This window comes from Serratia sp. CY74737, assembly GCF_052166775.1.
Lineage (GTDB): Bacteria > Pseudomonadota > Gammaproteobacteria > Enterobacterales > Enterobacteriaceae > Serratia > Serratia ureilytica.
The window spans coordinates 83,955-109,397 of sequence record NZ_JBJNOF010000014.1 but is presented as its reverse complement, the minus strand read 5'-3'; the positions used below and the strand labels follow the sequence as shown (position 1 = coordinate 109,397).

Genomic DNA, 25,443 nt, shown 5'->3' with positions numbered 1-25,443 from the left:
TAAAACCTCTCAGAAATCAATGGTTACCGATGCAAGGAAGGTGCGTGGCGCTCCCTGCGCAATGGTGCTGTATGACGCCACGCCAGCCCAATAATGACGATCTAACACGTTCTGAACATCAAAGCGGAAAGTTGCCGGTGTACCGTACACACGCGTTTTATAGGCAGCCCCCATATCTACCGTTGTCCAGGAACGGATAGACTGCGTATTCGCCTGATTGACGTACTGCTTCCCGCTGTAATTAACATGACTGTTCAGGGACAATCCCCGTAGGACAGGGAGGTCATATTCCACACCCGCGTTTGCTTGTACCGGGGAGACGCCAACGGGTTTGTTACCACGAACGCCGGTGGAGGGAGATTTGGTGAGCTCAGCATCAATCAGGGAAAGGCTTCCTGACATTCGCAAATTATCCAGAGGTTTATGGGAGATATTCAGTTCAATTCCACGGTTCCGTTGTTCGCTGTTGGAATTGAATGTATTGTTACCGTCGATTGCACCGCTTGGCTTCGTGATCTGGAAAAGAGCAAGACTGCTTTGGATTCCCGCCTCATCGTATTTAATGCCCACTTCGTATTGACGCGATCGGTATGGACGCATCACCTGACCTGCGTTTTGTGCCGTACCAGAGGCAACATCACCTTTGCTGAGCCCCTCAATGTAGTTGGCATACAGCGAAACGGGTTTCCAGGGACGGTAGACCAGGCCAAGCATCGGAGTGACGGCAGAGTCATCATAGGTGGATGAACGATCGCCATTAGCGGCGAAGTTATCGGCACGAACCCTTTGGAGACGCACGCCTGGCGTGATGTCAACACTTCCATCCAGTACGGTCATTGTGTCTGCAAGCGCGAGACCACTTAACTGGCTGGAGGAGGTTTTTGATACTCTGGCTGGCGCAGAAGGCAGGGTGACATCAACGTCTGACGGGGAATAAATATTGGAATCTACCGTTTGCCCCCAAGTGCTGGCGATTGCGAGGCGATCATGGTAATAACTGACCTGCAGCGTCGCCTGATGATCAATGGAACCGGTTGAAAAATAACTTCTTGCGCCAGCTTCTAAAGTATAACGATTCACCTTAAAGCGGAAATTAGTAATCGTCGAGACGACATCCCCTTTGTCGTTAATAATATTAGGGGTTTGCTCTGATATGCGTGAAACCATCGAGCGCCCACCGCCTGCATTCGCAAAAACGGTCACGTTGTCATTAATATCGTATTCTGTGTGTAGCAATGCCCCCTGATCCCGGATTTTCCACCACATCCCCTTTTGTGCGATATTTGTCTTACCATCGGGAGCATCCGGAACATCAATGCCTGCAGCGACAATGAAGGGGCGATTTGGGGATTTGACTCGCTGATATTGATCAAGCAGGTCAAGGGAAGCCCTCACCCCTCCGTTCCCATAATCGAGAGCAAGCGCGCCTAATGCCGTATTTTTATAGGCATTGTCGAGTGCCAAATCGCCACCACTACCGCCACCGTTAAAACGGATTCCCCACACCTCACCGTCCGGAGTAACCCACAATTTACCGACATCGACGTATGCACCGAGTTGGTTGTTGGACTCCCAGGTGGTGGTGAGTCGTTTAATATCCTGAGCTGTAGCCCTTTTAGTCACTGCGTTGATGACACCGCCAACCCCTCCATTCGGGGACATCCCATAGAGCCCCGCGCCCGGCCCCTTCAGTAACTCTATTCGTTCGAGATATTGCGGCAATAATTGATAATTTGGTGCCACACCATAGACACCATTGAGTGCCACTTCACCGGTATTGCCTTCACCAATAGGGAATCCACGGATCATGAAAGAATCCAGGATCCCGCCTGAAGGAGAGGTAACCCGCACGGATGAATCATTTTTTATAACATCGCCGAGAGATTTAGCCTGCCTGTCTTCAATGTATCGCGAGGTATATCCCTTGATACTGAATGGCGTATCATGAATGACTTTACTTCCTAATAAGCCAATGTTGGCTTGTTTGGATAGTTCATCTTCAGTTTGTGTAACAGCACTGTCGGCGGTAACGACAACGGTATCTTCCGCGTTCGCAATATAAGGAATTAAAATTTCTACAACAGCCAAAACCAGAAACTTCTTTCTACGATTCATAACCATTATCTCGAGTCCCAGAGTTACCGGCGTATCAATCAGCTAAAGGATTATTAAGGCCGTGCTGAAGTCGATAATCAGTATATTGTTGTAAATGCATGCTCATTAATGAGCGGGTATACCAGGGATGGTTCATAAAATGCTCGCGTTCCTGATGCCAGAAGCTGTCATCTAGCCTTGGGTGAAGTTCTTTAAATACACGGTCAAGTTCTTCGCCAATAACTTTCCACATACGGTTATCTTGGATGCAATAGAAGTGAGTCAGGCAAAGGGCGATTTCATGTAAATGACTGACAAGGCAAGCATCCACGACGAAGGTTCTGACGGGTTCAATATCATCTTCAAACACCGTGGGTAAAATGCCAGGCCAGATATAAGGCTTGAGTTCGTAACCTTGCTTACGGAGTGCCGGGGCCCAGCTGCGGCCATCGCCGAAGTCACGGATAAGCATGGCCACAGCGCGGCCGGAATCATCAAATAAAACCTGCGTATTTTGTTGGTGTGCTTCAAGCGCCACGCCATAAATCAAATACATAGCCAAGACCGGTTTCAGTATGATCCGGGTGTAATGACGAAACCATGTCTCAGGCGTGTATCCTGACAAGGCAATCAGCTCACTGATAAGGGGATCGGATTTATGCGGGAGGGCGGTAAATAGCGATGCAACCGTGATAGCCAATGAATTATCGTTTCTTTTCCACGCATCCGTACTACGAAACACGACGGAGAGAAACTTACCCTCAGCGTCATCCATACGATCTTTATGACGGAAGTGCCATGCGGCATCTTCCCGGAAAAAGTCGAGTTTGCCGTCAAAACCCTGCTCCACATCCAGGATATCCTCAATAATCGTACTAATACGCGGCCCCATGTGAATGGATTTAGCCTGGAGGCTACGCATCTCACTGGTCATCCATATGGCAACGGGCAATTTTATAAAAGGCAATGCCGGGGCCGTCGGAAGCATAGTTCTGAACGACATTGAGGGTGCGGTTTCAATTTCGGGACCAAATGGCAAAAGAATGCCTTCGTCTATTTCTTTGGCGAAATGACCCAAGACCCAATGTTCAAGATGCCAGGGGTGAAGGGGAATGGGCAGCCATTCTTGAGGGTTGTGATGTTGACTTTCGAGCCAGGCGCACCATTCACTCCAGACGCCAGGAAAGGCCGATGACAGCCATTGATGGGTATCCTGAACATGAGGCATCTTCTCGCAATAAACCATGTCGGCCTGTATGGCTCCCATGCGAAGAATGACTCGGGCTCCAAATTCGGCGGACAGGGCCTCGATGTCTTCATCATTTAATCCAGGCCGGGACTTCCAGGTAGGATAATAAGGGTGGCCTTCCAGAGATCCCCACTGGTCCAGGAGAGTCGCCCCCTCTCTCAAACTGTGATGGCGTCTTATCCATTTAACAAAATAAGACTCCCCCTCTTTCTCCATGTCTTTAGTAATGCTATTCCGCCATTTTGACCGATGCGCTCTGGCCAGCCGGTCATTATGGATACTGTTAGCAACATCTTTATTGAATTTAGCTATACCCTCAGCCGAAGGGCTGAAACTAAATTCATTTTTCAGGACGTCGATCAGTTGTTCATGTGACAGAATCGGTGTTTTGCTCCCGTCGGCTGCCTCGAGGATAATATCACCACGATTAATAACACTATTCGCCGGAAAAACCGCCGTTAGATTTAGCCGAAGGGTATATTCTCCATCAGAGAGGCGGTAATTAACCCTACTTTTATCATCGAAAACCTCAAGTTTCTTTTCATCAAGTAGTTTTTCCGAAAAAAGACAACGAATTATTCGAGAGAGTGCGTTACGAGCCGAAAAATCAGGTTGTGTTGAAAGTGCCTGTCTCGCAAAGCCATTCTCCTCTGCCAGCTCCATCATATTTTCTCCCAAAGTAAGAGGGTTGAAACGATTAGGCGTAAATTGAGAACCTTAAGATCAACGTGATATTTCATTGCTCTCTCAGGTTCCTTGAAAACTTTCAGTCACTACGCTACCATCAAAATAAATTCATGTAAATGATAATCAATATCATTCTCATAACTGTAATCCATGATGAGAGAATCAATTTATATCAATCACTTAGGCGGACAAGGTATGAGTATAGAGATTAGCTATTTGTTTATCCCTGCTAATAAAGAGGTAATGTTTTCGAAGGCGTTGGCCAGTGGTACCGATGCGATCATTATTGATCTTGAAGATGCTGTTCATCCGAACGAAAAGCCCCTTGGGCGTGATAACGTTCTGAGTTGGCTACATAAAATTAATAAGAGCAGCGTTAAAACCGGAATATATATCCGGATAAATCATCCAAACGACAAGGAATTTGATGACGACATCAGTTTACTCAATTCATTAAATAAGCCATTGATTACGGGTGTGATGGTGCCAAAACTGGAATGCAGTGAAACGATAAACCATTTGAAGTCGAGGCTTAATGCCGGAATATCAAGGCTACCCTTTATCGGCATCATAGAAACGGCGCGAGGATTGTATCACTGTGAGAGTATAGCCTGTAGCGGTGTGGTCAGATTAGCGTTCGGCTCTTTAGATTATTCGCACGATATTAATTGTCTGCAAACACCTGAGGCACTTCTCTATGCGAGAAGTCGTATCGTGGTGGCTTCACGGCTTGCCAACCTACCGCCCCCTATTGATTGCGTCACCCCCGAATTTTGTACGTCCGAAACGTTGTTAACGGATTGCTGCCATGCTCGTTCCCTTGGATTCGGTGCTAAATTATGTATTCATCCGGATCAAATCAATGTGGTTGCCAAGGCATTTAGCCCTACGGAGGAACAAATTAAATGGGCTGAAGAGGTGTTAAAACAATCCAGAGATAACTATGCTTTTCAGGTTGGTGGCTCGATGGTTGATTTACCCTTAATAAAACAGGCAGTCCGTTTAATGAACAGTAAATAAACCAGAGTGAATGTATTGGTCAACCACGCAAACTATAAACAGTCAGATAGAAGCGTTAAGCCACCGTTGGGGGGGTTATTCAAACGCATTAACAACCCCGGGCATAATGTGGCTACAAGAATTCTCCTCACTCCGGCTCTGCCGGAGGCTGGCGCGGAGGGCGGCCGTCGCCCAGGATAACCGCCAGCCGATAGCCGCCTTCGGTGGTCTCCAGCGCGATGCGCGCCACGATCGTCAGCGGCACCGACAGCAACATGCCCACCGGGCCGAGCAGCCAGCCCCAAAAGATCAGCGACAGGAACACCACCAGCGTCGACAGCCCCAGCCCGCGCCCCATCACGCGCGGCTCGAGGATATTGCCGATCACCATGTTGACAGCGATAAAGCCGCCCGCCACCACCAGCGCATCTCCTAATCCGTTGAACAACAGCGCCTGAATCAGCGGCGGAATGGCGGCCAATACCGAGCCAATGTTGGGAATATAGTTGAGCAGAAACGCCAGCAGCCCCCAGATAAAGGCGAAGCGTACGCCGACCACCGCCAGGAAGATCCAGACGATCACCCCGGTGGCCAGGCTGATGATGGTTTTAATCACCAGATAGCGCGTCACGCCATCCAGCGCCCGCCGCATCGCGGCGAGCCCCTCGTTCGGTTTATCCAGCGCCTGCTGCAGCTTGTAAGGCAGCAACTGCACTTCGAACAGCATAAACACCACCGTCATCAGCAGCAGGAAGACGTTGGTCATGGCGCCAGACAGGTGCCCCAGCATGCGGGTGACCAGATTCATCGCCGCGCTGGGATCGACATACTGCAGCATCGCTTCGCTGGAGAGGCTGATATTGAAGCGATCGGCGTAATACTGCAGCTCGCGCAGTTTCTCGATCATCATGCCGCGGTACTGCGGCAGCGAACGGGCGAACTCGTTCAGCGAAGCGCCCAGCATGCCGATGAACAGCATCACGACCACAATCACCGCCGTCACCAGCAGCGTCACCCCGACGATACGCGGCACCCGTTTACGCTCCAGCATCGCCACCAGCGGGTTCAGCACCATGGCGAGAAATACCGCCAGCAAAAACGGCACCACAATGTCGGCGGCGGCTTTCACCCCGGCCAAAATGATCACCAACATCGCCAGCAGGACGGCCAGACGCAGGCTGCTGTCGGTCACACGGGTTCGGCCCATGACGTTTCCTTGTTATTTCACTGGGTTAACCGGCGCCAGGGCGCCGGCTCTTGGCGCTAATGGTAGCAAAGTCCGCCGTTATGCCGCAGAGGATTGCGCGTAACCGTTCGAAAAAATTAATCTTTCCGCCCTGCTCTTCGCCGCGAGAAATAGGCATAACCTTTGCCAACAAATAATCCCACCGAGCAATTTATGGACGGTTTACGTAAAATGACAAAAGCTGACATTAATAGATAATAATCCTAATTTTCAACAACTAGCATAAACGTTACGTGAAAGAAATAATATCATCTTCAACGATTTATCTGATGAACTCCGAACATCTCAAACAAATTCACTGACTAATATTTCTAAGAAGTAACATAGTTAAATTTATTATTGATTTTATGTTTCCTAAAGTTTAATTATTGCAGCCAGCCAATCGGTAATCGAAGGAAACAGGATGCTCTGGAAAAATACCGCCGATCGTTTCGGCCATGTGTCAGTGTTGATCCACTGGCTGGTGGCGCTGACGGTGTACGGCATGTTCGCACTTGGTCTGTGGATGGTTACGCTGGGCTATTACGACGTCTGGTACCACCAGGCGCCGGAGATCCACAAAAGCATCGGCGCGCTGCTGTTCATCATCATGGTGATCCGCGTGATCTGGCGCTTTGTATCGCCGCCGCCCAAACCGCTGGCCAGCTATGGCCGCCTCACTCGCGTCAGCGCCATTCTCGCGCATCTGGCGTTATACGCCGTGCTGTTCGGCATTCTGATCAGCGGCTATCTGATCTCGACCGCCGACGGCCAACCGATCAGCGTATTCGGCTGGTTCGACGTGCCCGCCACCGTGACCGGCATGGCGGAGCAAGCCGACACCGCCGGCGCCATTCACCTTTACCTGGCCTGGGCCGTGGTAGTGCTCTCGGTACTGCACGGGCTGGCCGCGCTTAAACATCACTTTATCGATCGTGATGTCACTTTGAAACGGATGCTGGGTAGCAGCGCCGATTAACCTTTGGATTTATGGAGATTGCTATGTTGAAAAAGACCGTTTTGGGCCTGACCGCAGGCGCCCTGCTGCTGAGCGCCGGTTCCGCACTGGCGGCGGACTACAAAATCGACAAACAGGGCCAGCACGCCTTTATCGAATTCCGCATCCAGCACCTGGGCTACAGCTGGCTGTACGGCAGCTTTAAAGACTTCGACGGCGGCTTCACCTTCGACGAAAAAGATCCGTCCAAGGACAAGGTCAGCGTGACCATCAATACCGCCAGCGTCGACACCAACCACGCTGAGCGCGACAAACACCTGCGCAGCGCCGAGTTCCTCAACGTAGAGAAGAACAAGCAGGCTAAGTTTGAATCCACCGAAGTGAAGAAAAGCGGCGACGGTTACGCGGTGGTCGGCAACCTGACGCTGAACGGCGTCACCAAACCGGTTACGCTCGATGCCAAACTGATTGGCCAGGGCAACGATCCGTGGGGCGGCTACCGCGCCGGCTTTGAAGCCAACGGCAAGATCAAGCTGAAAGATTTCGGCATCACCACCGATCTGGGCCCGGCGTCGCAAGACGTTGAGCTGATCATCTCCGTAGAAGGCGTGCGCGAGAAATAAAAAAAAGCCCGGCTTGGCGGCCGGGCTTGTCGGTTCCTCAGGCTCAGCGGGCTGGGCCTTCTTCTTCCGGTGCCGGAATGTGCATCGTGGTCTGCAACAATCCCTTCGATTTATTGAAAATCTTGACGCCGTTTTCGCGGCCGGCACGGCGCGCGCGCTGCTCTTCGCGCGGCAGCTTCAGCTCTTCACGGCAAATCTCACTGCAGCATCCTTCAAACTTGGCGGCGCAGCTCGGGCACTGAATGAACAGCAGATGGCAGCCGTCGTTCTTGCAGTTGGTATGGGTATCGCACGGCGCGCCGCACTGGTGGCAGTTGGCGATCACATCGTCGGAGATGCGCTCGCCCATACGCTCATCGAACACGAAGTTTTTGCCGATAAACTTCAGCGGCAACCCCTGTTCTTTCGCTTTGCGGGTGTACTCAATAATCCCGCCTTCCACGTGGTAGATGTTTTTAAAGCCGTTGTGCAGCATATAGGCGCTGGCTTTTTCACAGCGAATGCCGCCGGTGCAGTACATGACGATATTCTTGTCTTTGCTGTCCTGCAACATCTCCACCGCCATCGGCAGCTGATCGCGGAAGGTATCCGACGGCACCTCGATGGCGTTTTCGAAATGGCCGACTTCGTACTCATAGTGGTTGCGCATATCGACGAACACCGTATTCGGATCGTCGATCATCTGATTGACGCGATCGGCCTGCAGATACTCGCCGACGTTGCTCGGGTCAAAGCTCTCGTCATCGATGCCGTCGGCCACGATGCGCTCGCGCACCTTGAGGCGCAGCACCCAGAAGGATTTGCCGTCGTCTTCCAGCGCGATGTTCAGGCGGACCTGATCCAACGCCGGGTGCGAGGCGAACAGTGCGGCTTTGAACGCGTCGAAATTATGCTGCGGCACGCTGATCTGCGCGTTGATGCCCTCTTTCGCCACGTAGATGCGGCCGAACACCTTCAGTTTTTCGAACTGAACGTACAGGCTGTCGCGAAACGCTTTGGGATCGTCGATGGAGAAGTATTTGTAAAAAGAAACTGTGGTGCGCGGCTCGGTTTCCGCCAGCATGCGCGCCTTCAGTTCCTCGTTAGAAATTCGGTTATGTAACACTGGCATGGTGTACTTTCCTGTCTTTCGGGAGGTGACTGATTATCGCGCGCAGCCTGCCGGCCCGCGCGTGGCGCACATCATACCCGAAAAACCGCCGCCGCGCAGCCCCGCCATAATGCCTACACGGTTGCTCCTGAATAATGCCCGGCCATGATATTGCCGTTGGCCTTTAGCGGGAAACATTGTGGAAAAATTCGGCATTCGATGCATATTTAACGCCCAAAAAGGGATTTTAATGCGTTGTGTTTTCCCGGATCGTCAGAAAAATGCCACAATAGTCGCAAACAATCGGCAGAAACGAACCTTGCGACCGAGCCCACCCGGCCGTCAGACCATGCTATGACTCTGTCATTACACTTAAACAACCGTATTAAAACAGAGAACCCATGACTCAAGTTCCTACTTTCAATCGCTCCTTACTGCACCCGCGCTACTGGCTGACCTGGGTAGGCATCGGCTTGCTGTATCTGCTGGTGTTGCTGCCTTATCCCGTCATCTACTGGCTCGGCACCTCGATCGGGCGATTTTCCATGCGCTTTCTCAAGCGGCGCGTCGTTATCGCCCAACGTAACCTCGAACTCTGTTTTCCCGACATGCCGCAGGCTGAACGCGATGCGCTGGTGGTAAAGAATTTCGAATCGGTCGGCATGGGGCTGTTTGAAACCGGCATGGCGTGGTTCTGGCCGAACTGGCGCATCGAGCGATGGTTCAAGGTCAGCGGCCTGGAGCACATTCAAAAAGCGCGCGACAACCATCAGGGCGTGCTGCTGATTGGCCTGCACTTTTTGACGCTGGAGCTGGGCGCGCGCATCTTCGGCATTCACAACCCGGGCATCGGCGTTTACCGCCCGCACGACAACAAGCTGATGGACTGGCTGCAAACCTGGGGCCGGATGCGTTCCAACAAATCGATGCTGGATCGTAAAGACGTCAAAGGCATGATCCGCGCCCTGAAACAGGGCGATATCATCTGGTATGCGCCGGATCACGACTATGGCCCGCGCAGCAGCGTTTTCGTGCCGCTGTTCGCGGTGGACAAAGCCGCCACCACCACCGGCAGCTACGTGCTGGTGCGGATGGGCAAACCGGCGATCATTCCGTTCACTCCGCGTCGCCTGCCGGACGGCAAAGGCTATGAGCTGATCATGCAGCCGGCGGTGGAAAACTTCCCGCTGGACAACGAACTCGAGGCCGCCACCTTTATGAATAAAGTGGTGGAAAAAGAGATCCTGATGGCGCCGGACCAATACATGTGGCTGCACCGCCGCTTCAAGACCCGCCCGGAAGGCGAACCTTCGCTGTACTGATCACGCAAACCCGCCGCCGGCGGGTTTTTTATTGCGCGCCCCTTGAGAATCAACGGCGAGGGTGGGATGGTAATGTTTTTGCCGCTAACCCTGGAGACGCCATGTACATTGTCAGCCTGACCTACCATCGCCCGATCGCCGACGTCGACAGCCACCTTGACGGGCACATCGCCTGGCTTAAGAAATATTTTCAGGACGGCACCTTCGTCGCCTCCGGCCGCAAGAATCCCCGCACCGGCGGCGTGATCCTGGCCAAAGGCATTGAGCGTGCTCGGCTGGACGCCATCCTGGCCGAAGATCCGTTCAACGCCGTGGCCCACTACGAGGTCACCGACTTTAGCGCCACCACCACCGCCGCCGGTTTCGAGGCGCTGGCCGGACTATAAAACGCTGTAAATTCCGCGCGCCAAGCGCGGAATAAGGTTTAAACGTCATTTTTAAAACTTTATTTCATTTTTTGCCCTATCTGCGTCCCCTCGTTTGCCGTCGCCGCGCCTGCGGCGCATACTTACCACGCTAACTTTCACGTTTTGCCCCATCATCTCGCCACCGGCAAAACGCGTCACCTTTCGGCAGTGGACATTTATGGCTTCGGCAGCAGAACCCGTTAACTGGAAACGCAATCTTTTCGTCGCCTGGCTGGGATGTTTTCTCACCGGCGCCGCCTTCAGCCTGGTGATGCCGTTTCTGCCGCTGTACGTAGAGACGCTGGGCGTTACCGGCCATCAGGCGCTCAACATGTGGTCCGGTCTGCTGTTCAGCATCACCTTCCTGTTTTCCGCTATCGCCGCACCGTTCTGGGGCGCCCTGGCCGATCGACGCGGCCGCAAACTGATGCTGCTGCGTTCGGCGCTCGGTATGGCGATCGTCATGGCGCTGATGGGCATGGCGCAAACGGTCTGGCAGTTTCTCGCACTGCGTGCGGTGCTGGGGCTGCTCGGCGGGTTCATTCCCAACGCCAACGCGCTGATCGCCACCCAGGTGCCGCGCAACCGCAGCGGCTGGGCGCTCGGCACCCTGTCCACCGGCGGCGTCGGCGGTGCGCTGGTCGGCCCGCTGATCGGGGGGCTGCTGGCCGATTTATACGGCCTGCGCCCGGTGTTTTATATCACCGCCGCGGTGCTGTTCGTCTGCTTCGTGCTGACGCTGCTGTATGTCAAAGAACAATTCACCCCGGTGCAAAAGCGCGACATGCTGCACGCAAAACAGGTGTTCGCTTCGCTAAAAAACCCGAAGCTGGTGCTCAGCCTGTTCGTCACCACCATGATCATCCAGATCGCCACCGGCTCGATCGCGCCGATCCTGACGCTGTATGTGCGCGATTTGGCCGGCGCCACCCACAATCTGGCGTTTATCAGCGGGCTGATCGCCTCGGTGCCCGGTGTCGCGGCATTGATGAGCGCCCCGCGGCTGGGCAAGCTGGGCGATCGCATCGGCCCGGAACGCATACTGGTGTTCATGCTGATCGTTTCGGTGCTGCTGCTGATCCCGATGGCGTTCGTGCAAACACCGTGGCAACTCGGGGTGCTGCGTTTTCTGCTGGGGGCGGCCGACGGCGCGTTGCTGCCGGCGGTACAGACGCTGTTGATTTATAACTGCACCAATCAGGTGGCCGGCCGTATTTTCAGCTATAACCAGTCGTTCCGCGACGTCGGCAACGTCAGCGGCCCGCTGCTCGGCGCCGCAGTCTCCGCCGGTTACGGTTTTCGCGCGGTCTTCGGCGTCACCGCGCTGGTGGTGCTGTTCAACGCCGGCTATTCCTGGTGGTGTCTGCGACGACGGCCGGGCTATATGCGGGAAGATACGCTGCAGGAAGAGCAATAGCTGCATTTATCGCCAGCTTTCGCCATTGGCCGGATCAACGGCGCGTTTCCCCTATTTTTAATAATGCTTTCTCGCCGCCGGTGAATTTTCACCTAACTCAGAACCTTCTTAATACAACATCTTGTTTATCAACAAATAATTAACTTTCAGCGCATAAAACCCGCTGTCAATCATATTCCTGTCACAACCAACAGAAAAACCAGAAAAGGAGATGCTTGTCGACTTTTCGTCTAAAAAATGGGATACAGGTACTAGACAAAACCAATGACCAGTTATCAAATGGTTAAATAATATCACGCCAGATGTGAACCATCGGCCAAGTGAAGAAAAGGTCAGCACGCTTTCCACGGTTTATCAGCGTTGCAGCCGCGGTTTTGTCGGGTAATCCGCATTGGGCGGATCGCCTTCATTAAATACACATACATACCACAGTACGGGCTGCAGCCTTGCAGCGCCTTTTATTGGGAAATCGTTATGCAATCCTCTGTCAATAAGTCAGAAAGCCGGACCTTCTTCGGCCATCCCTATCCGCTGGGTTCTCTTTTCTTCACCGAAATGTGGGAGCGCTTCTCGTTCTATGGCATCCGTCCGCTGCTGATCCTGTTTATGGCCGCCACGGTGTACGACGGCGGCCTGGGCCTGGCGCGCGAGAACGCGTCGGCGATCGTCGGCATCTTCGCCGGCAGCATGTACCTGGCGGCGCTGCCGGGCGGCTGGCTGGCGGACAACTGGCTCGGCCAACGCAAGGCCGTCTGGTACGGTTCGATTCTGATCGCGCTCGGCCACCTGTCGATCGCGCTGTCCGCAGTGATGGGCACCAACCTGTTCTTCATCGGTCTGATGTTCATCGTGCTCGGTTCCGGCCTGTTCAAGACCTGTATCTCGGTGATGGTCGGTACGCTGTACAAGAAAGGCGATGCGCGTCGCGACGGCGGTTTCTCGCTGTTCTACATGGGCATCAACATCGGTTCGTTCATCGCCCCGCTGATCTCCGGCTGGCTGATCAAGTCACACGGCTGGCACTGGGGCTTCGGCATCGGCGGTATCGGGATGCTGGTGGCGTTGGTGATCTTCCGGGTGTTCGCCGTCCCGGCGATGAAACGCTATGACCGCGAAGTGGGCCTGGACTCCACCTGGAACAGCCCGGTCGCGAAGAAAAAAGGCGTCGGCGCCTGGTTGCTGGCGTTGGCGGCCATCCTGGTGGCGGTCATCGTGCTGATCGCCCAAGGCACTATCGTCATCAATCCGGTCGAGGTGGCCAGCGTGCTGGTGTACGTGATCGCCGCGTCGGTCACGTTGTACTTCATCTATCTGTTCGCCTTTGCCGGCCTGAGCCGCAAAGAGCGCGCACGCCTGCTGGTGTGCTTCATCCTGCTGATCTCCGCCGCGTTCTTCTGGTCAGCGTTTGAACAGAAACCGACCTCGTTTAACCTGTTCGCCAACGATTACACCAATCGCATGATCGGCGACTTCGAGATCCCGGCGGTATGGTTCCAGTCGATCAACGCCCTGTTCATCATCCTGCTGGCGCCGGTCTTCAGCTGGGCCTGGCCTGCACTGGCACGCAATAACGTGCGTCCGAGCAGCATCACCAAGTTCGTGATCGGCATCCTGTGCGCCGCCGGCGGTTTTGGCCTGATGATGCTGGCCGCGCAGAATGTGCTGAGCAACGGCGGCGCCGGCGTATCGCCGATGTGGCTGGTGGGCAGCATTCTGATGCTGACGCTGGGTGAACTGTGCCTGAGCCCGATCGGGCTGGCCACCATGACGCTGCTGGCGCCGGAGAGAATGCGCGGTCAGATGATGGGGCTGTGGTTCTGCGCCAGCGCGTTGGGCAACCTGGCAGCCGGTCTGATCGGCGGTCACGTCAAGGCCGACCAACTGGATATGCTGCCGAATCTGTTCGCCCGCTGCTCAGTCGCGTTGCTGATCTGCGCCGCCGTGCTTATCGTGCTGATCGTGCCGATTCGCCGCATGCTGGAAAATACCCAGTCCAAGAGCGCGCAAAAACCGGCGACCAACGCCTGACGGATAGCCCGTTTTATCTCGCAAACCGGCGCTCGATGCGCCGGTTTTTTTATGCCTGCCAGGCCTGATGTTGCAATACCACCCGGTAGCCATCAGGATCTTCAAAGGTTTGCCCCGCCCGATCCCAATAGGGATTATAGGCGGCGACTGCTAAGAACCCTGCCGCCCGCATCCGCTCACACGCGGCCCGCCATTCGTTCTCATCCGGCAGATAAAATACCAGCAGATGATCCTGCGTCGGCGCCTGCCCGACCCGTACCCCGCGATGCTGCGTGAACTCCAGATGGTAGGCATGCTGCGGATGCCCGATCATCATGCCGTCGAACCCCTGATGATCGACAAACTCGCCCAGCTTTTCGAACCCCAGCCCGCGGCAATACAGCGTAGCAATCTCTTGCAACCGATCGGTCGGGCGCGCGATGCGCAACACCGCTTTGGCTATCGACATGTCCTCCTCCTCCTCATGATAACGTCATACAGCGCCATGCCCGCCAGCATTGCCAGCAGGAACGGCCATATCCGGCTTATCTCCGCCCCGGCCAACACCCAGGCTGGGCCGGGGCAAATACCCGCGATGCCCCAGCCGATGCCGAACAGCGCGCTGCCCGCCAGCAAACGACGATCCAGACGCCCGGCGGCCGGGATCTGCAGCGTTTCCCCCAACAGGCTACGCTCTCGTCGCCTCGCCCACAGGAAGGCCGGCGCCGCCACCGCGATCGCACCAGCCATCACCAACGCCAGCGAGGGATCCCACGCGCCGGTAACGTCGAGAAACGCCAACACTTTGGCCGGATTGGCCATGCCGGCGACGATCAGCCCCAGACCAAAAATGACGCCGCTCAGCAGCGCCAACAGCGTTTTAAGCATTCTCAACCTCCCGCCAGGTGGCGCATCAACCACACGGTCATAAAGCCCAGCAGCATAAACACCACCGTGGCGGCCAGCGAACGCGGCGCCAACCGTGCGACGCCGCACACGCCGTGCCCGCTGGTGCAACCGCTGCCCAATCGAGAGCCCAATCCCACCAACAGCCCTGCGGCCGCCAGCCCACCGTTGCCGACCGCGATCTCACCGGACGGCAAAGCCGCAGCGGCAGCATACAGCCAGGGAGAGAGCAGCAACCCGCCAATAAATGCGGCGCGCCAGCCCCGCTCCTGGCCACCGGCACTCAATACACCGCCGGTAATGCCGCTGATGCCGGCGATCCGGCCGTTGAACAGCAGCAGCAGCGCCACCGCGCCGCCGATAATGGCCCCGCCCGCCAGCGCGGAATAAGGCGTGAAGTGTTGCCAGTCAATGGTCATCGCGGTTCTCCGGTTGTGGGCAATAAAGCTGATACAGGGTATGGAGCAGCGCCAACGCTTTGGCATCGGCCACCGCATAGTAAATCTGCTTGCCGGCGCGCCGGGTGGACACCAACCCTTCCTCCCGCAGCACGCCAAGCTGCTGGGACAGCGTCGGCTGGCGGATATCCAGCGCCTGCGCCAGCTCGCTCACCGCCATCTCGCCCTGACTGAGCCGGCACAGCAGCAGCAGCCGATCTTCGTTGCCCAGGGTGCGCAGCATCGCGCCGGCCTGCGTCGCCGCCTTACGCATCGCGTCAATATCCATTGACCCTCCATCAATATATAAAATTATATAATATTATTTTATAAAGTATTGACGTGCAAAGCCACAGGCTGGCGTGAAATAACGCCGCATGGCATGCTGTTTGGTCTTATCCTTTTGCCGCGCGGAGGGCGCCAGCGATGTTATTTTTTCACGACGTTCTGCCGCCCGATCAGCCTGTCCGGCCGTTAGCCAGGGATTATCATCATGGCGACAGCGAGCCGGAGCACTACCATAGCTGCGCGCAGCTGATCCACAGCCTGAGCGGCGTGGTGCAGGTCACTACCCGGCTCGGCAGTTGGGTGGTGCCGCCCGGCCGCGGCGTCTGGGTACCGGCGAAAGTGGTGCACAGTCTGCGCATCACCGGCCAGGTAGCGGCCAGGACGTTGTTCATCGATCCGCTGGCGCGCGCCGATCTGCCGGCTCAGTGCCAGGTGGTGCAGGTGTCGCCGCTGCTGCGCGAGCTGATTATCAGCGCGATGGAGATTGCGCCCGGCTACCCCAGCGGCGGGCGCGACGAGCGCATCATGGAGTTGATTCTGGATGAATTACGGGTACTGCCGAGCTTGCCGCTGCACCTGCCCGAGCCGCGCGAGGCCTCGCTGCTCGCCCTGTGCCGCCATATTCAGGCCACGCTGGCGCAGCCCTGGACGCTGGAACAGGCGGCCGAACGCCTCAATGTCAGCGGACGCACCCTGTCGCGGCGCTTCCAGCGAGAAACCGGGCTGCGTTTTGGCGATTGGGTGCGACGCGCCCGTTTGCTGGCGGCGCTGAACGCGCTGGCGATCGGACGTTCGGTGTTGGAAGTGGCGCTGGATCTCGGCTATGACAGCCCCAGCGCGTTCAGCGCCATGTTTCGCCGGGTGCTGGGGGTAGCGCCCAGCGACTATTTCAGCCGGGCCACGCCGACGTTGACGCCAGATAGCGCCCGGCGACGTTGAACAACGCCTGCAGCGAAGCGCTGGCGGAGTCGACGTCGATGCCAACGCCGTAGCTCGCCTCGCCGTGCGGCAAAACGCAGCGAATGTAAGCCACCGCTCGGCTGTCGCTCTGATGCCCCAGCGTATGCTCGTGGTAATCTTCGATAGCCAACGGCAAACCGAAGCGTTGGCGCAGCGCATCCACCGCGCTGGAAAGCAGGCCGTTGCCGGCCCCCTGCAGCTGCAGAGGCTCCCCCTGCCAGGCGACTCGCGCGTTGAAACTGTACGCTTCCACGCCGTGACTTTCCGTTTGATAGCTCAACAGCTGCAAGCGCGGCTGTTCCACCAGCCCGTAAGTGTCGCGGAATAAGCGCCACAGCTGCGCGACGCTCATTTCCTTACCGCTGCCGTCGGTCGCCCGCTGGACCACCTGGCTGAAATCAATCTGCAAACCGCGCGGCAACGCCAGCCCATGGTTCTGCTCCAACAGCCAGGCGGCGCCGCTTTTGCCGGACTGGCTGTTAACCCGGATCACCGCCTCATAGCTGCAGCCGACATCGGCGGGATCGAGCGGCAGGTAAGGCACCTGCCACCAGCCATCTTGCCGCTGCCGTTGCGCGGCGAAGCCTTTCTTGATCGCATCCTGATGCGATCCGGAGAAGGCGGTAAACACCAATTCACCGGCATAAGGATGGCGAGGATGCACCGGCAGCTGATTGCACTGTTCCACCACCTCCACCACCTGCTTCAAGCGGCTGAAGTCCAGGCCCGGCGCCACGCCCTGGGTATAGAGATTCAACGCCAGCGTGACCAGATCGACGTTGCCGGTACGCTCGCCGTTGCCGAACAGGCAGCCTTCGACCCGATCGGCGCCGGCCAGCAGCGCCAGCTCGGCGCAGGCGACGCCGGTGCCGCGATCGTTATGCGGGTGCACGCCGATCGTCACATCAGCGCGACGGCTGAAGTGGCGACAGAACCATTCGATCTGATCGGCATACACGTTGGGCGTACTCACTTCCACCGTCGCCGGCAGGTTGATGATCATCGGCCGCTGTGCCCCCGGTTGCCAAACATCCGCCACCGCTTCGCAGATCTCCAGCGCGAACGCCAATTCGGTAAAGCAGAAGGTTTCCGGCGAATATTCGAAGCACCAGACGGTATCGGGCTGCGCCTCGCAATGCCGGCGAATGCGCCGCGCGCCGTTCACCGCCAGCGCCACGGTAGCCGCCTTATCCTGGCGGAACACGATGTCGCGGAACATCGGCGCCGTGGCGTTATATAGATGCACGATAGCCCGCGGCGCTCCCTGCAGCGCCTCGAAGGTGCGGTCGATCAGATCGTCGCGCGACTGCGTCAGCACCTGAATGGTGACATCGTCCGGGATCAGCCGCTCGTCGATCAGGGCGCGCACAAAGTCGAAGTCCGTTTGCGACGCCGAAGGGAAAGCCACCTCAATCTCTTTGAAACCGCACTGCAACAGCAGCTGATAGAACTCGCGCTTGCGCGCGTTATCCATGGGCTCCGCCAGCGCCTGGTTGCCGTCGCGCAGATCGCTGGAACACCAGCGCGGTGCCTGTCGCAGGGTACGCGCAGGCCACTGGCGATCCGGTAACGTCACCGGCGGGAACGGTCGGTATTTGTTTGAAGGGTCGATTAACATGGGCTTCTCCTGATGCCTGAGTGAACGATACCGTCATTATTTCCCGCCTCCGCGCCTGCTTCTCCCGCTTTGCGGACAACCGTCGTCGCAGAGCGGACAACAAAAAAATTTGCATCCTGCGCCAGTGAGACAACAATTAGTTTTGACGTTTTCCCCCACCGCGCCGGCAGCACGCCGGACGCTTTACTCTCATTGTCAACGGAGGCGAACATGAGCCTGTATGCAACCCTGGAAGAAGCCATCGAGGCCGCACGCGAAGAGTTTCTCGACACCGCCGAAGGCGGCGGCGGTGACGAACCGCCGGTGCCGCAGCAGTTCAATCTGCAAAAGTACGTGATGCAGGATGGCGACACGATGTGGCAGGCGGAGTTCTTCGAAGAAGAAGGCGAGGCGGTGGAATGCCTGACGCTGCGCAGCGGTGCGGCGGCGCAGGCGATCTTCGACGGTGACTACGACGAGGTGGAAATCACCGCCGAGTGGATAGACGAAAACACCCTGTACGAATGGGAGGAAGGCGACTTCCAGCTCGAGCCGCCGTTGGATACCGAAGAAGGCCAGGCCGCCGCCGATGAGTGGGATGAACGTTAACCCGCACGACGCTTTGAACGCCAAGGAGGCAGCATGAACATTCGCCAGGCCCGCCCCACCGACTACCCCGCCATTTTGCAACTGCAGGCGGAAAACGTGCCGGAAGCGCTCGATGAGCGCCAAAAACGGCAGGGATTTATCGTATCGCGCATGAATGAGGCGCAGCTGACGGCGATCAACCGCGGCATCGGCATATGGGTGGCGGAACAGGAGGGCCAACTGGCGGGGTTCGTTTGCCTGATGCCCGCCGACGCGCAGCCGCGGCCGCCGGTGGTGGATGCGATGCTGGCGACGCTCGCCACGCACTCATTCGCCGGACGGCCGCTGCGTGAGCAGCGGGTATTTCTCTACGGCCCGGTCTGCCTCGGCATGGCCTGGCGCGGCAAAGGCGTGCTGAAACGGCTCTACGCCGCCGTCAAAGCGCACACCAGTCATGACTACGACGTGGGCGCGCTGTTTATCGACGACGACAATCCGCATTCGTTGGCCGCTCACGTGCAAGGGCTGAGGATGACGGCGCTGGCGCCTTTCCATTGCGGGCAGAAAAGCTACCAGCTGGTGGTGTTCGCCACCCGCTGAACGAAGTTACTTGTAGGGGCCATGCTGCGCATCGAACGGCAGCATAAAGGTGTCCACCACCATCGACAGCGGCACGTCTATCACCGTGACGTAGCGCCAGGGCGTATCGCGCAGATCCCACTGCACGCCGGGATAATACTGATGACCGTGCCCGGCGCCGGGCACGGTGCGGCTGATGATGCTGCCGCAGCCGGTTAGGGCCATCACGCCGGCCGTCACGCAGGCCAGGCGAAAGTAGGAAGAGAGCTTCACGACATTGACTCTGAGAAAGGGGTTGTTTCGCGAGTGAACAACGCATCGGCCGCAGTCTATCACAGTTCCCTTTTTTCACCGGCACCGGTGCGCTCAGGCAAAAGGTAAAAAAAACGGGGAACGCGCCGTGCGCATTCCCCGTCTAAGCGTTGCCGTTAAGCGATTAACGCCGGCCCGTTGGGTGCGCCAGCGGGTTGTGCGGCAACTGCTGGTAGTGTTCACGCCAGGCAGCGCCTTCCGGCAGCAGCCAGACGCGCTGGTGCAGACGAGCCAGCGTGACCGGATCGCTCAGCAGTTCCAGACGCTTGCCCTTCACCAGCTTCTCCGGCCCCAGCTGCAGCGCTTCGTTTACCCGCTCCTCGCGATTGCGATCGAGCGTCGCGCGCAGGTGGTGACGCGCCGTCGCCAGCGCCGTCGCCAACGCGTTGAAGGACGGGTTGACCACCGCGTGCATAAAGCCGTTGGTCAACGCGCGGTTGCGGTTGAGATGCAGGTACTCTTCCGTCGCCAGCAGCTCACGCGGCGGATTGTACTCTTCCGGGATCAGGAACAGCTTGGCGCGTTTGCTTTTCATGCCCAGCGTCGCGCGGCTCGACAGCACCGACACGAACGGCGACAGGATCAGCGAGAACACGATTGGCGACAGCCACCACAGGAAACGCAGATCCAGCCACGCCATGCCGCCGGCCCACACCAGGCCCAGCAACATCTGCGAGCCATGGCGGCGGAACGCTTCGCCCCACGGCGTGTCGTCGTCGTCACGCTGTGGCGAATTCCACACCACTTCCCAACCGAGGAAGGCGCTCACCACGAACACGGTATGGAACAGCATGCGCACCGGCGCCAACAGCACCGAGAACAGCATTTCCATCAGCATCGAAATGAACAAACGGAACGCGCCGCCATACTCTTTCGCCCCCTTGGCCCAGATCAGCACGATGCTGAGCAGCTTCGGCAGGAACAGCAGCACCAGCGTGGTGGAGAACAGCGCTATCGCCAGCTCCGGCCGCCACTGCGGCCAGACCGGGAACAGCTGCCGCGGCTGCAGGAAGTATTGCGGCTCCATCAGGGTATGCACCACCTGCAATGCGGTGGAGAGCGCCAGGAACATGAACCACAGCGGCGCCGACAGGTAGGACATCACGCCTGTGAGGAACACCGCACGGTGCACCGGGTGCATGCCCTTCACCAGGAACAGGCGGAAGTTCATCAGGTTGCCGTGGCACCAGCGACGGTCGCGTTTCAGCTCGTCCAGCAGGTTCGGCGGCAGCTCTTCGTAACTGCCCGGCAGATCGTAAGCGATCCACACGCCCCAGCCGGCACGGCGCATCAGCGCCGCTTCAACGAAGTCGTGCGACAAGATAGAACCGGCGAAGGAGCCCTCGCCCGGCAGCGGCGCCAGCGCACAGTGCTCAATAAACGGCTTCACGCGGATGATGGCGTTATGGCCCCAGTAGTGCGACTCGCCCAACTGCCAGAAATGCAGACCGGCGGTAAACAGCGGCCCGTAAACGCGGGTAGCGAACTGCTGCACGCGCGCGTACAGGGTATCCATGCCGGACGCCTTCGGCGCGGACTGGATGATGCCGGCGTTCGGGTTGGCTTCCATCAGGCGCACCAGCCCGGTGAGGCATTCGCCGCTCATCACGCTGTCGGCATCCAGGATCACCATGTAACTGTACTCACCGCCCCAGCGACGGCAGAAGTCGTCGATGTTGCCGCTCTTGCGTTTGACGCGGCGACGGCGGCGGCGATAGAAGATGCGGCCGTGGCCGTCGACATCGCGGCACAGCTCCATCCACGCCTTTTGCTCGGCCACGCAGATGTCCGGATCGTAGCTGTCGCTCAGCACGTAGATATCGAAGTGTTCCAGCTGACCGGTCGCGGCGACGGACTCATAGGTCGCGCGCAGGCCGGCGAACACGCGTTCGACGTCTTCGTTGCAGATCGGCATGATCAGCGCGGTGCGGTGCGCCGGGTTGATCGGCTCATCGCCCTTGATGGTGGAGGAAATGCTGTATTTGTCCTTGCCGATCAGCAACTGCAGGAAGCCCATCAGCGCGGTCCAGAAACCGGCCGAGACCCAGCAGAACAGCACGGCGAACAGGATCAGAATGCCGGTTTGCAGCACATACGGCAGCAGCTGCAGCACCGACTGCATCAGATCCTGGTCCAGCATGGCGATAGGATCGATCAGCGCCCAGCCCTGATAAGGCAAGATGGTTTTCATGTACCAGGTGGCGATGCCGGTTTGCACCAGCATCAGCACCAGCAGCACATAGCGGCGCATGGAGCCGACGGTACGCCAGCGGTTCTCGGCCTCGGCCTCCTCTTTGGTGGCGTGCCGATTGTGCGGCGACCGCCCCAGCAGAGAATCCCAGAAGCGCGCCACCGGGTTGGTGCGCCAGGCTTCCGGGAACATGGTGGTGCGTTTGATCGGCGGCGTCGCCTTCAGAATGGCGCGCCCTTCGGCGTCGGTATCGAAGTCGTCATCGCTGACCGCATCCGGCCAGGCGCTTTCGATGCGCGGTTTGACCGAGGCCAGCGCCACGTCATCCGCCGACAGGCTATTGACGTTGGCGTCGGCGGCGCCCATCTGCCGATGGAGCGCCTCCAGAGCTTGAGCGTCATCCGCCGTTTGAGGGTTGAGCGCCTCCGACCGCTCAGCGGTCAGAGGCAGCGCCGCAAGATAATCCTGGGCGGGTTGAGTAGGCTTATTCATTGGCAGGTAGCTGATAGCTCCAGGTTTCCGACAGTGTCTTATCGCCATTGACCAGCGCCGCGCGCATTTCTACCGGCTTCTTGTCGTCTTTCACTTTCAGACGCACCGTCAGGCGCCAGCCTTTGGTCACTGGGTTATAGCGGACGTTGTTTTCTACCATTTCACCGTTGTCGCCGATGCTGATCTGAGAAGCGACCGGCGTATTGGCGTCCAGCGCTTTCAGCACCGGGCCGACGAAATCGACCAGGAAGGCGACGCTGCCGTCAGGCTCGCGGATCAGGTTGGACTGCTTCACGTCACCGGTCGAACGCATGGTCCGCGCCACATAGGCGATGTCTTGCGAATGCAGTTTGTCTTCATCGCGGGTGAAGTTCAGACGGTAGCTCAGCGTCAGCGGTTTTTTGGCTTCCGGCAAGGTATCCGGCGTCCAGAACGCGACGATGTTGTCGTTGGTTTCATCCGCCGTTGGGATCTCCACCAGCTCGACCTTGCCTTTGCCCCAGTCGCCTTTCGGTTCGATCCAGGCGCTCGGGCGCAGATCGTAACGATCGTCCAGATCTTCGTACTCTTTGAAGTTGCGACCGCGCTGCAGCAGACCGAAGCCTTTCGGATTCTCAACGGTATAGGTGCTGACGGACAGGTGTTTAGGATTGTTCAGCGGACGCCAGATCCACTCGCCGTTACCAGCATGGATAGACAGGCCGTTGGAATCGTGCAGCGCCGGGCGGTAGTTCAGCGTCGGCGACGGCTGGTTCGGCCCGAACAGGAACATGCTGGTCAGCGGCGCCAGGCCCAATTTGCCCACCTTATCGCGCAGGAACACTTTGGACTCGACGTCCACGGTGGTGTCACGGCCCGGGATCACCGTGAAACGGTAAGCGCCGGTGGCGCGCGGGGAATCCAGCAGCGCGTAGATCACCAGGTGTTTGTCGCCCTGCTTCGGACGCTCAACCCAGAATTCGCGGAAACGCGGGAACTCTTCGCCGGAAGGCAAAGCGGTATCGATAGCCAGGCCACGAGCGGAAAGCCCGTAAACCTGCCCTTTACCCACCACGCGGAAATAGCTCGCGCCCAGCAGGCTCATAATCTCATCGTTTTTGTCGGCGCTGTTGATCGGGTAGAGCACCTTGAAGCCGGCAAAGCCGAGGTTCTTCACTGATTCAGGATCGTGTTTGACCGAGCCGAAGTTGAAGTAATCCGGGCTGTACTTGATCTGTTTTACGCTGGTAGAGGTGACTTCGTTGATTTTCACCGGCGTATCGAAATACATCCCCTGATGATAAAACTCAAGCTTGAAAGGGGTTTTCAGCTTGCTCCAATAGGCTTTATCGTGATTGAACTGAATCTGCTGATAGTCTGCGAACTTCATCTCGCGGAACTGAGAAGGAAGGTTGCTCTTCGGGGCTTCGAAACCTTTCGCAGCCAGATCCTGCGCCTGCTTGGCCACATCATCAATAGAAAAGGCCCATGCCGGCGAACTGAACAGCGTGAACAATACGGTAGCACCTAACCAACGAACGCTCGCGGCGCGTGGTTGTCCGGATAATATATTAACTAGCACATCCCCCCCTATTCGTGTGCTCAAATCATTTAAATCCATATTAATGGATTACTCAGCTTTCCGACAACATGATAAATGGATGGTTCATGTTTACGGCTCATTGTTTAAGCAGCTGATGGAGCACCAGCGTAGCAAGCCGCGCAACAAGACGCTATGGAAAAATGCGAGGGGCTATAGTAGGGTTCCGGATAACAATTTAACGTTTGACGACTTATTAAGCGTGTTAATGAGCACCCGATTAAATCACCAGCGGTAATCTATGACTAAAGGCAGCAAACAGCGCGAGTTTTTCCTCGATTCGATCCGAGCCTATTTGATGCTGCTCGGCATTCCGTTTCACCTTTCCCTGATTTATTCCAGCCACGCCTGGGCGGTGAACAGCGCGTCGCCCTCCTTCTCGCTCACGGTGCTGAACGACTTCATCCACGCCTTCCGCATGCAGGTGTTCTTCGTGATTTCCGGCTACTTCTCCTACATGCTCTACGAGCGTTACGAGCGCCATCAGTGGCTGAAGGTCAGGCTGGAGCGGGTGGCGATCCCGCTGTTGAGCTCCATCCCGCTAATTACGGTGCCGCAATTTTTCATGCTGAAATATTTCACCGATAAATTAAACGGCTGGGACGAGTTTTCTCTCTATCAGAAAATAAATGTAACAGTTTGGGAATTGGTGTCTCATCTGTGGTTCTTATTGACCCTGTCATTGTTAACCTTCGCCTGCTTTTATCTGTTCCGCAAAATCAAGCGTCAAACCCGCGAGCCTATTCCAGCGTTAATCAACAGAATGCGTGGATTAGGAAACATCTCACTGTGTTTCTTTATTTATGCGTTATGCTATTCGGCCGCGCACCGTATTATTTTAATTTTCGCGCCGCAGCTATTATCCAATGGCCTGTTCAATTTCGTGGTGATGGAGACGATGTTCTACCTGCCGTTCTTCATCCTCGGCGCCTATGCGTTTAAGTATGTGTGGCTTAAAGAGATTTTTCTGCGCCGTTCGCCGCTGGCGCTGCTCGGCTCGCTGCTGCTGTTTATCGCATATATGCTGAACCAGAAACTGTTGGCGCACAGCAGCTATATGTTCGAGCTGGAAGTGGTGATCAAAACCCTAATGGGGATCCTGATGACCAATGTGGTGTTCTCTTTCGGGCATAACCTGCTGAATTATCACTCGCCGCGCATCACCTATCTGGTCAACGCCTCGCTGTTTATATATCTGGTGCACCATCCGTTGACCCTGATATATGGCGCTTTCGTGACGCCTTATATCGGCAACAACCTGTTGGGGTTCTTGCTGGGCCTGCTGTTTGTGTTCTCGCTGGCCTTCGCTTTATATGAGCTGCACAAACGCATCCCGGTGCTGCGCTTCCTGTTCTCCGGCAAGCCGCAATAAACCTGCCCCCTGTAAACCCGAATGTTTGCAGGGGTTTTCTGTCATATTACCGCCGCGCAAAAAG

The 25,443-nt window shown here is 56.9% G+C and carries 23 protein-coding genes; 11 read left to right on the top strand and 12 right to left on the bottom strand.

The features are described from left to right. Window positions 1-9 precede the first annotated feature (9 nt). Window positions 10-2,115 carry a TonB-dependent receptor gene (locus tag ACJ8PE_RS19065; protein WP_197761109.1) on the bottom strand — a complete coding sequence of 702 codons (2,106 nt, stop codon included), beginning with the start codon at window positions 2,113-2,115 and terminating at the stop codon, window positions 10-12. Window positions 2,116-2,149: 34 nt separating this feature from the next. After that, window positions 2,150-4,006 carry an IucA/IucC family protein gene (locus tag ACJ8PE_RS19060; RefSeq protein ID WP_442536851.1) on the bottom strand — a complete coding sequence of 619 codons (1,857 nt, stop codon included), beginning with the start codon at window positions 4,004-4,006 and terminating at the stop codon, window positions 2,150-2,152. Between the two features lie 219 nt (window positions 4,007-4,225). Here ACJ8PE_RS19060 and ACJ8PE_RS19055 point away from each other — a divergent pair, with 219 nt between their 5' ends. Next, window positions 4,226-5,050 (top strand): HpcH/HpaI aldolase/citrate lyase family protein, encoded by an 825-nt coding sequence (locus ACJ8PE_RS19055; RefSeq protein ID WP_197761111.1) that lies wholly within the window; start codon window positions 4,226-4,228, stop codon window positions 5,048-5,050. Between the two features lie 127 nt (window positions 5,051-5,177). On the opposite strand, the gene ACJ8PE_RS19050 is transcribed toward ACJ8PE_RS19055, so the two are convergent. Continuing rightward, window positions 5,178-6,236, bottom strand: coding sequence for an AI-2E family transporter (locus ACJ8PE_RS19050; RefSeq protein WP_197792783.1), 1,059 nt, complete (start codon window positions 6,234-6,236; stop codon window positions 5,178-5,180). A gap of 442 nt (window positions 6,237-6,678) precedes the next feature. Here ACJ8PE_RS19050 and ACJ8PE_RS19045 point away from each other — a divergent pair, with 442 nt between their 5' ends. Further along, the gene (locus tag ACJ8PE_RS19045) at window positions 6,679-7,233 is read left to right on the top strand and encodes a cytochrome b (protein ID WP_147839471.1); all 555 of its coding nucleotides are present in this window, start codon (window positions 6,679-6,681) and stop codon (window positions 7,231-7,233) included. A 23-nt stretch (window positions 7,234-7,256) separates the two neighbouring features. Continuing rightward, window positions 7,257-7,835 (top strand): YceI family protein, encoded by a 579-nt coding sequence (locus ACJ8PE_RS19040; protein WP_123894596.1) that lies wholly within the window; start codon window positions 7,257-7,259, stop codon window positions 7,833-7,835. Window positions 7,836-7,878: 43 nt separating this feature from the next. Here ACJ8PE_RS19040 and trhO read toward each other — a convergent pair whose 3' ends face one another. Continuing rightward, complete coding sequence (trhO, locus tag ACJ8PE_RS19035; protein ID WP_033638032.1) at window positions 7,879-8,946, bottom strand: oxygen-dependent tRNA uridine(34) hydroxylase TrhO; 1,068 nt, start codon at window positions 8,944-8,946, stop codon at window positions 7,879-7,881. Window positions 8,947-9,326: 380 nt separating this feature from the next. Here trhO and ACJ8PE_RS19030 point away from each other — a divergent pair, with 380 nt between their 5' ends. The 4 genes from ACJ8PE_RS19030 (at window position 9,327) to ACJ8PE_RS19015 (ending at window position 14,099) form a co-directional block, all read left to right on the top strand. Then, window positions 9,327-10,247 (top strand): Kdo(2)-lipid IV(A) acyltransferase, encoded by a 921-nt coding sequence (locus tag ACJ8PE_RS19030; RefSeq protein WP_197792782.1) that lies wholly within the window; start codon window positions 9,327-9,329, stop codon window positions 10,245-10,247. Between the two features lie 101 nt (window positions 10,248-10,348). Then, window positions 10,349-10,633, top strand: a complete 285-nt coding sequence (locus tag ACJ8PE_RS19025; RefSeq protein ID WP_033642669.1) for a YciI family protein — start codon at window positions 10,349-10,351, stop codon at window positions 10,631-10,633. Window positions 10,634-10,832: 199 nt separating this feature from the next. Next, window positions 10,833-12,071, top strand: a complete 1,239-nt coding sequence (gene mdtG / locus ACJ8PE_RS19020; protein WP_033650732.1) for a multidrug efflux MFS transporter MdtG — start codon at window positions 10,833-10,835, stop codon at window positions 12,069-12,071. Between the two features lie 474 nt (window positions 12,072-12,545). Further along, complete coding sequence (locus tag ACJ8PE_RS19015; protein WP_042784184.1) at window positions 12,546-14,099, top strand: peptide MFS transporter; 1,554 nt, start codon at window positions 12,546-12,548, stop codon at window positions 14,097-14,099. A 49-nt stretch (window positions 14,100-14,148) separates the two neighbouring features. Here the strand turns inward: ACJ8PE_RS19015 and ACJ8PE_RS19010 are convergent, their stop codons facing one another. From ACJ8PE_RS19010 to ACJ8PE_RS18995, 4 genes are read right to left on the bottom strand one after another with little or no spacing between them, the layout of a single operon-like run. Then, the gene (locus tag ACJ8PE_RS19010) at window positions 14,149-14,547 is read right to left on the bottom strand and encodes a VOC family protein (RefSeq protein ID WP_047026302.1); all 399 of its coding nucleotides are present in this window, start codon (window positions 14,545-14,547) and stop codon (window positions 14,149-14,151) included. Beyond that, window positions 14,538-14,966 carry a YeeE/YedE family protein gene (locus ACJ8PE_RS19005; RefSeq protein ID WP_197761115.1) on the bottom strand — a complete coding sequence of 143 codons (429 nt, stop codon included), beginning with the start codon at window positions 14,964-14,966 and terminating at the stop codon, window positions 14,538-14,540. The genes ACJ8PE_RS19010 and ACJ8PE_RS19005 overlap by 10 nt, the downstream gene beginning before the upstream one ends. 2 nt (window positions 14,967-14,968) lie before the next feature. Next, window positions 14,969-15,403, bottom strand: coding sequence for a YeeE/YedE family protein (locus ACJ8PE_RS19000; RefSeq protein WP_197792777.1), 435 nt, complete (start codon window positions 15,401-15,403; stop codon window positions 14,969-14,971). Continuing rightward, window positions 15,393-15,710, bottom strand: a complete 318-nt coding sequence (locus tag ACJ8PE_RS18995; RefSeq protein ID WP_069100846.1) for an ArsR/SmtB family transcription factor — start codon at window positions 15,708-15,710, stop codon at window positions 15,393-15,395. Before ACJ8PE_RS18995 ends, ACJ8PE_RS19000 begins: the two co-directional genes overlap by 11 nt. Window positions 15,711-15,847: 137 nt before the next feature. Here ACJ8PE_RS18995 and ACJ8PE_RS18990 point away from each other — a divergent pair, with 137 nt between their 5' ends. After that, window positions 15,848-16,648: an AraC family transcriptional regulator gene (locus ACJ8PE_RS18990; RefSeq protein WP_404768970.1), complete on the top strand. Its 801-nt coding sequence runs from the start codon at window positions 15,848-15,850 to the stop codon at window positions 16,646-16,648. Here ACJ8PE_RS18990 and leuA read toward each other — a convergent pair. Continuing rightward, on the bottom strand, window positions 16,599-18,287 hold the full coding sequence (gene leuA / locus ACJ8PE_RS18985; protein ID WP_197761119.1) for a 2-isopropylmalate synthase: 1,689 nt from the start codon (window positions 18,285-18,287) through the stop codon (window positions 16,599-16,601). The genes ACJ8PE_RS18990 and leuA overlap by 50 nt on opposite strands. Before the next feature lie 210 nt (window positions 18,288-18,497). On the opposite strand from leuA, the gene ACJ8PE_RS18980 reads away from it, so the two are divergent. Then, window positions 18,498-18,875: a MysB family protein gene (locus tag ACJ8PE_RS18980; protein WP_015377419.1), complete on the top strand. Its 378-nt coding sequence runs from the start codon at window positions 18,498-18,500 to the stop codon at window positions 18,873-18,875. 33 nt (window positions 18,876-18,908) lie between these two features. Further along, window positions 18,909-19,454, top strand: coding sequence for a GNAT family N-acetyltransferase (locus ACJ8PE_RS18975; protein ID WP_197761122.1), 546 nt, complete (start codon window positions 18,909-18,911; stop codon window positions 19,452-19,454). A gap of 6 nt (window positions 19,455-19,460) precedes the next feature. Here ACJ8PE_RS18975 and ACJ8PE_RS18970 read toward each other — a convergent pair whose 3' ends face one another. The 3 genes from ACJ8PE_RS18970 to mdoG all read right to left on the bottom strand — a co-directional run bounded on the left by ACJ8PE_RS18970 (window position 19,461) and on the right by mdoG (window position 23,989). Beyond that, window positions 19,461-19,706: a YceK/YidQ family lipoprotein gene (locus ACJ8PE_RS18970; RefSeq protein WP_197761123.1), complete on the bottom strand. Its 246-nt coding sequence runs from the start codon at window positions 19,704-19,706 to the stop codon at window positions 19,461-19,463. Between the two features lie 163 nt (window positions 19,707-19,869). Further along, entirely contained in the window at window positions 19,870-22,428 is a 2,559-nt protein-coding gene (mdoH, locus tag ACJ8PE_RS18965) for a glucans biosynthesis glucosyltransferase MdoH (protein ID WP_197761125.1), read from the bottom strand. Continuing rightward, on the bottom strand, window positions 22,421-23,989 hold the full coding sequence (mdoG, locus tag ACJ8PE_RS18960) for a glucans biosynthesis protein MdoG (RefSeq protein ID WP_169539530.1): 1,569 nt from the start codon (window positions 23,987-23,989) through the stop codon (window positions 22,421-22,423). Before mdoG ends, mdoH begins: the two co-directional genes overlap by 8 nt. Before the next feature lie 259 nt (window positions 23,990-24,248). Here mdoG and mdoC point away from each other — a divergent pair, with 259 nt between their 5' ends. Then, the gene (gene mdoC / locus ACJ8PE_RS18955; RefSeq protein WP_197792775.1) at window positions 24,249-25,379 is read left to right on the top strand and encodes a glucans biosynthesis protein MdoC; all 1,131 of its coding nucleotides are present in this window, start codon (window positions 24,249-24,251) and stop codon (window positions 25,377-25,379) included. Window positions 25,380-25,443: the final 64 nt, after the last annotated feature.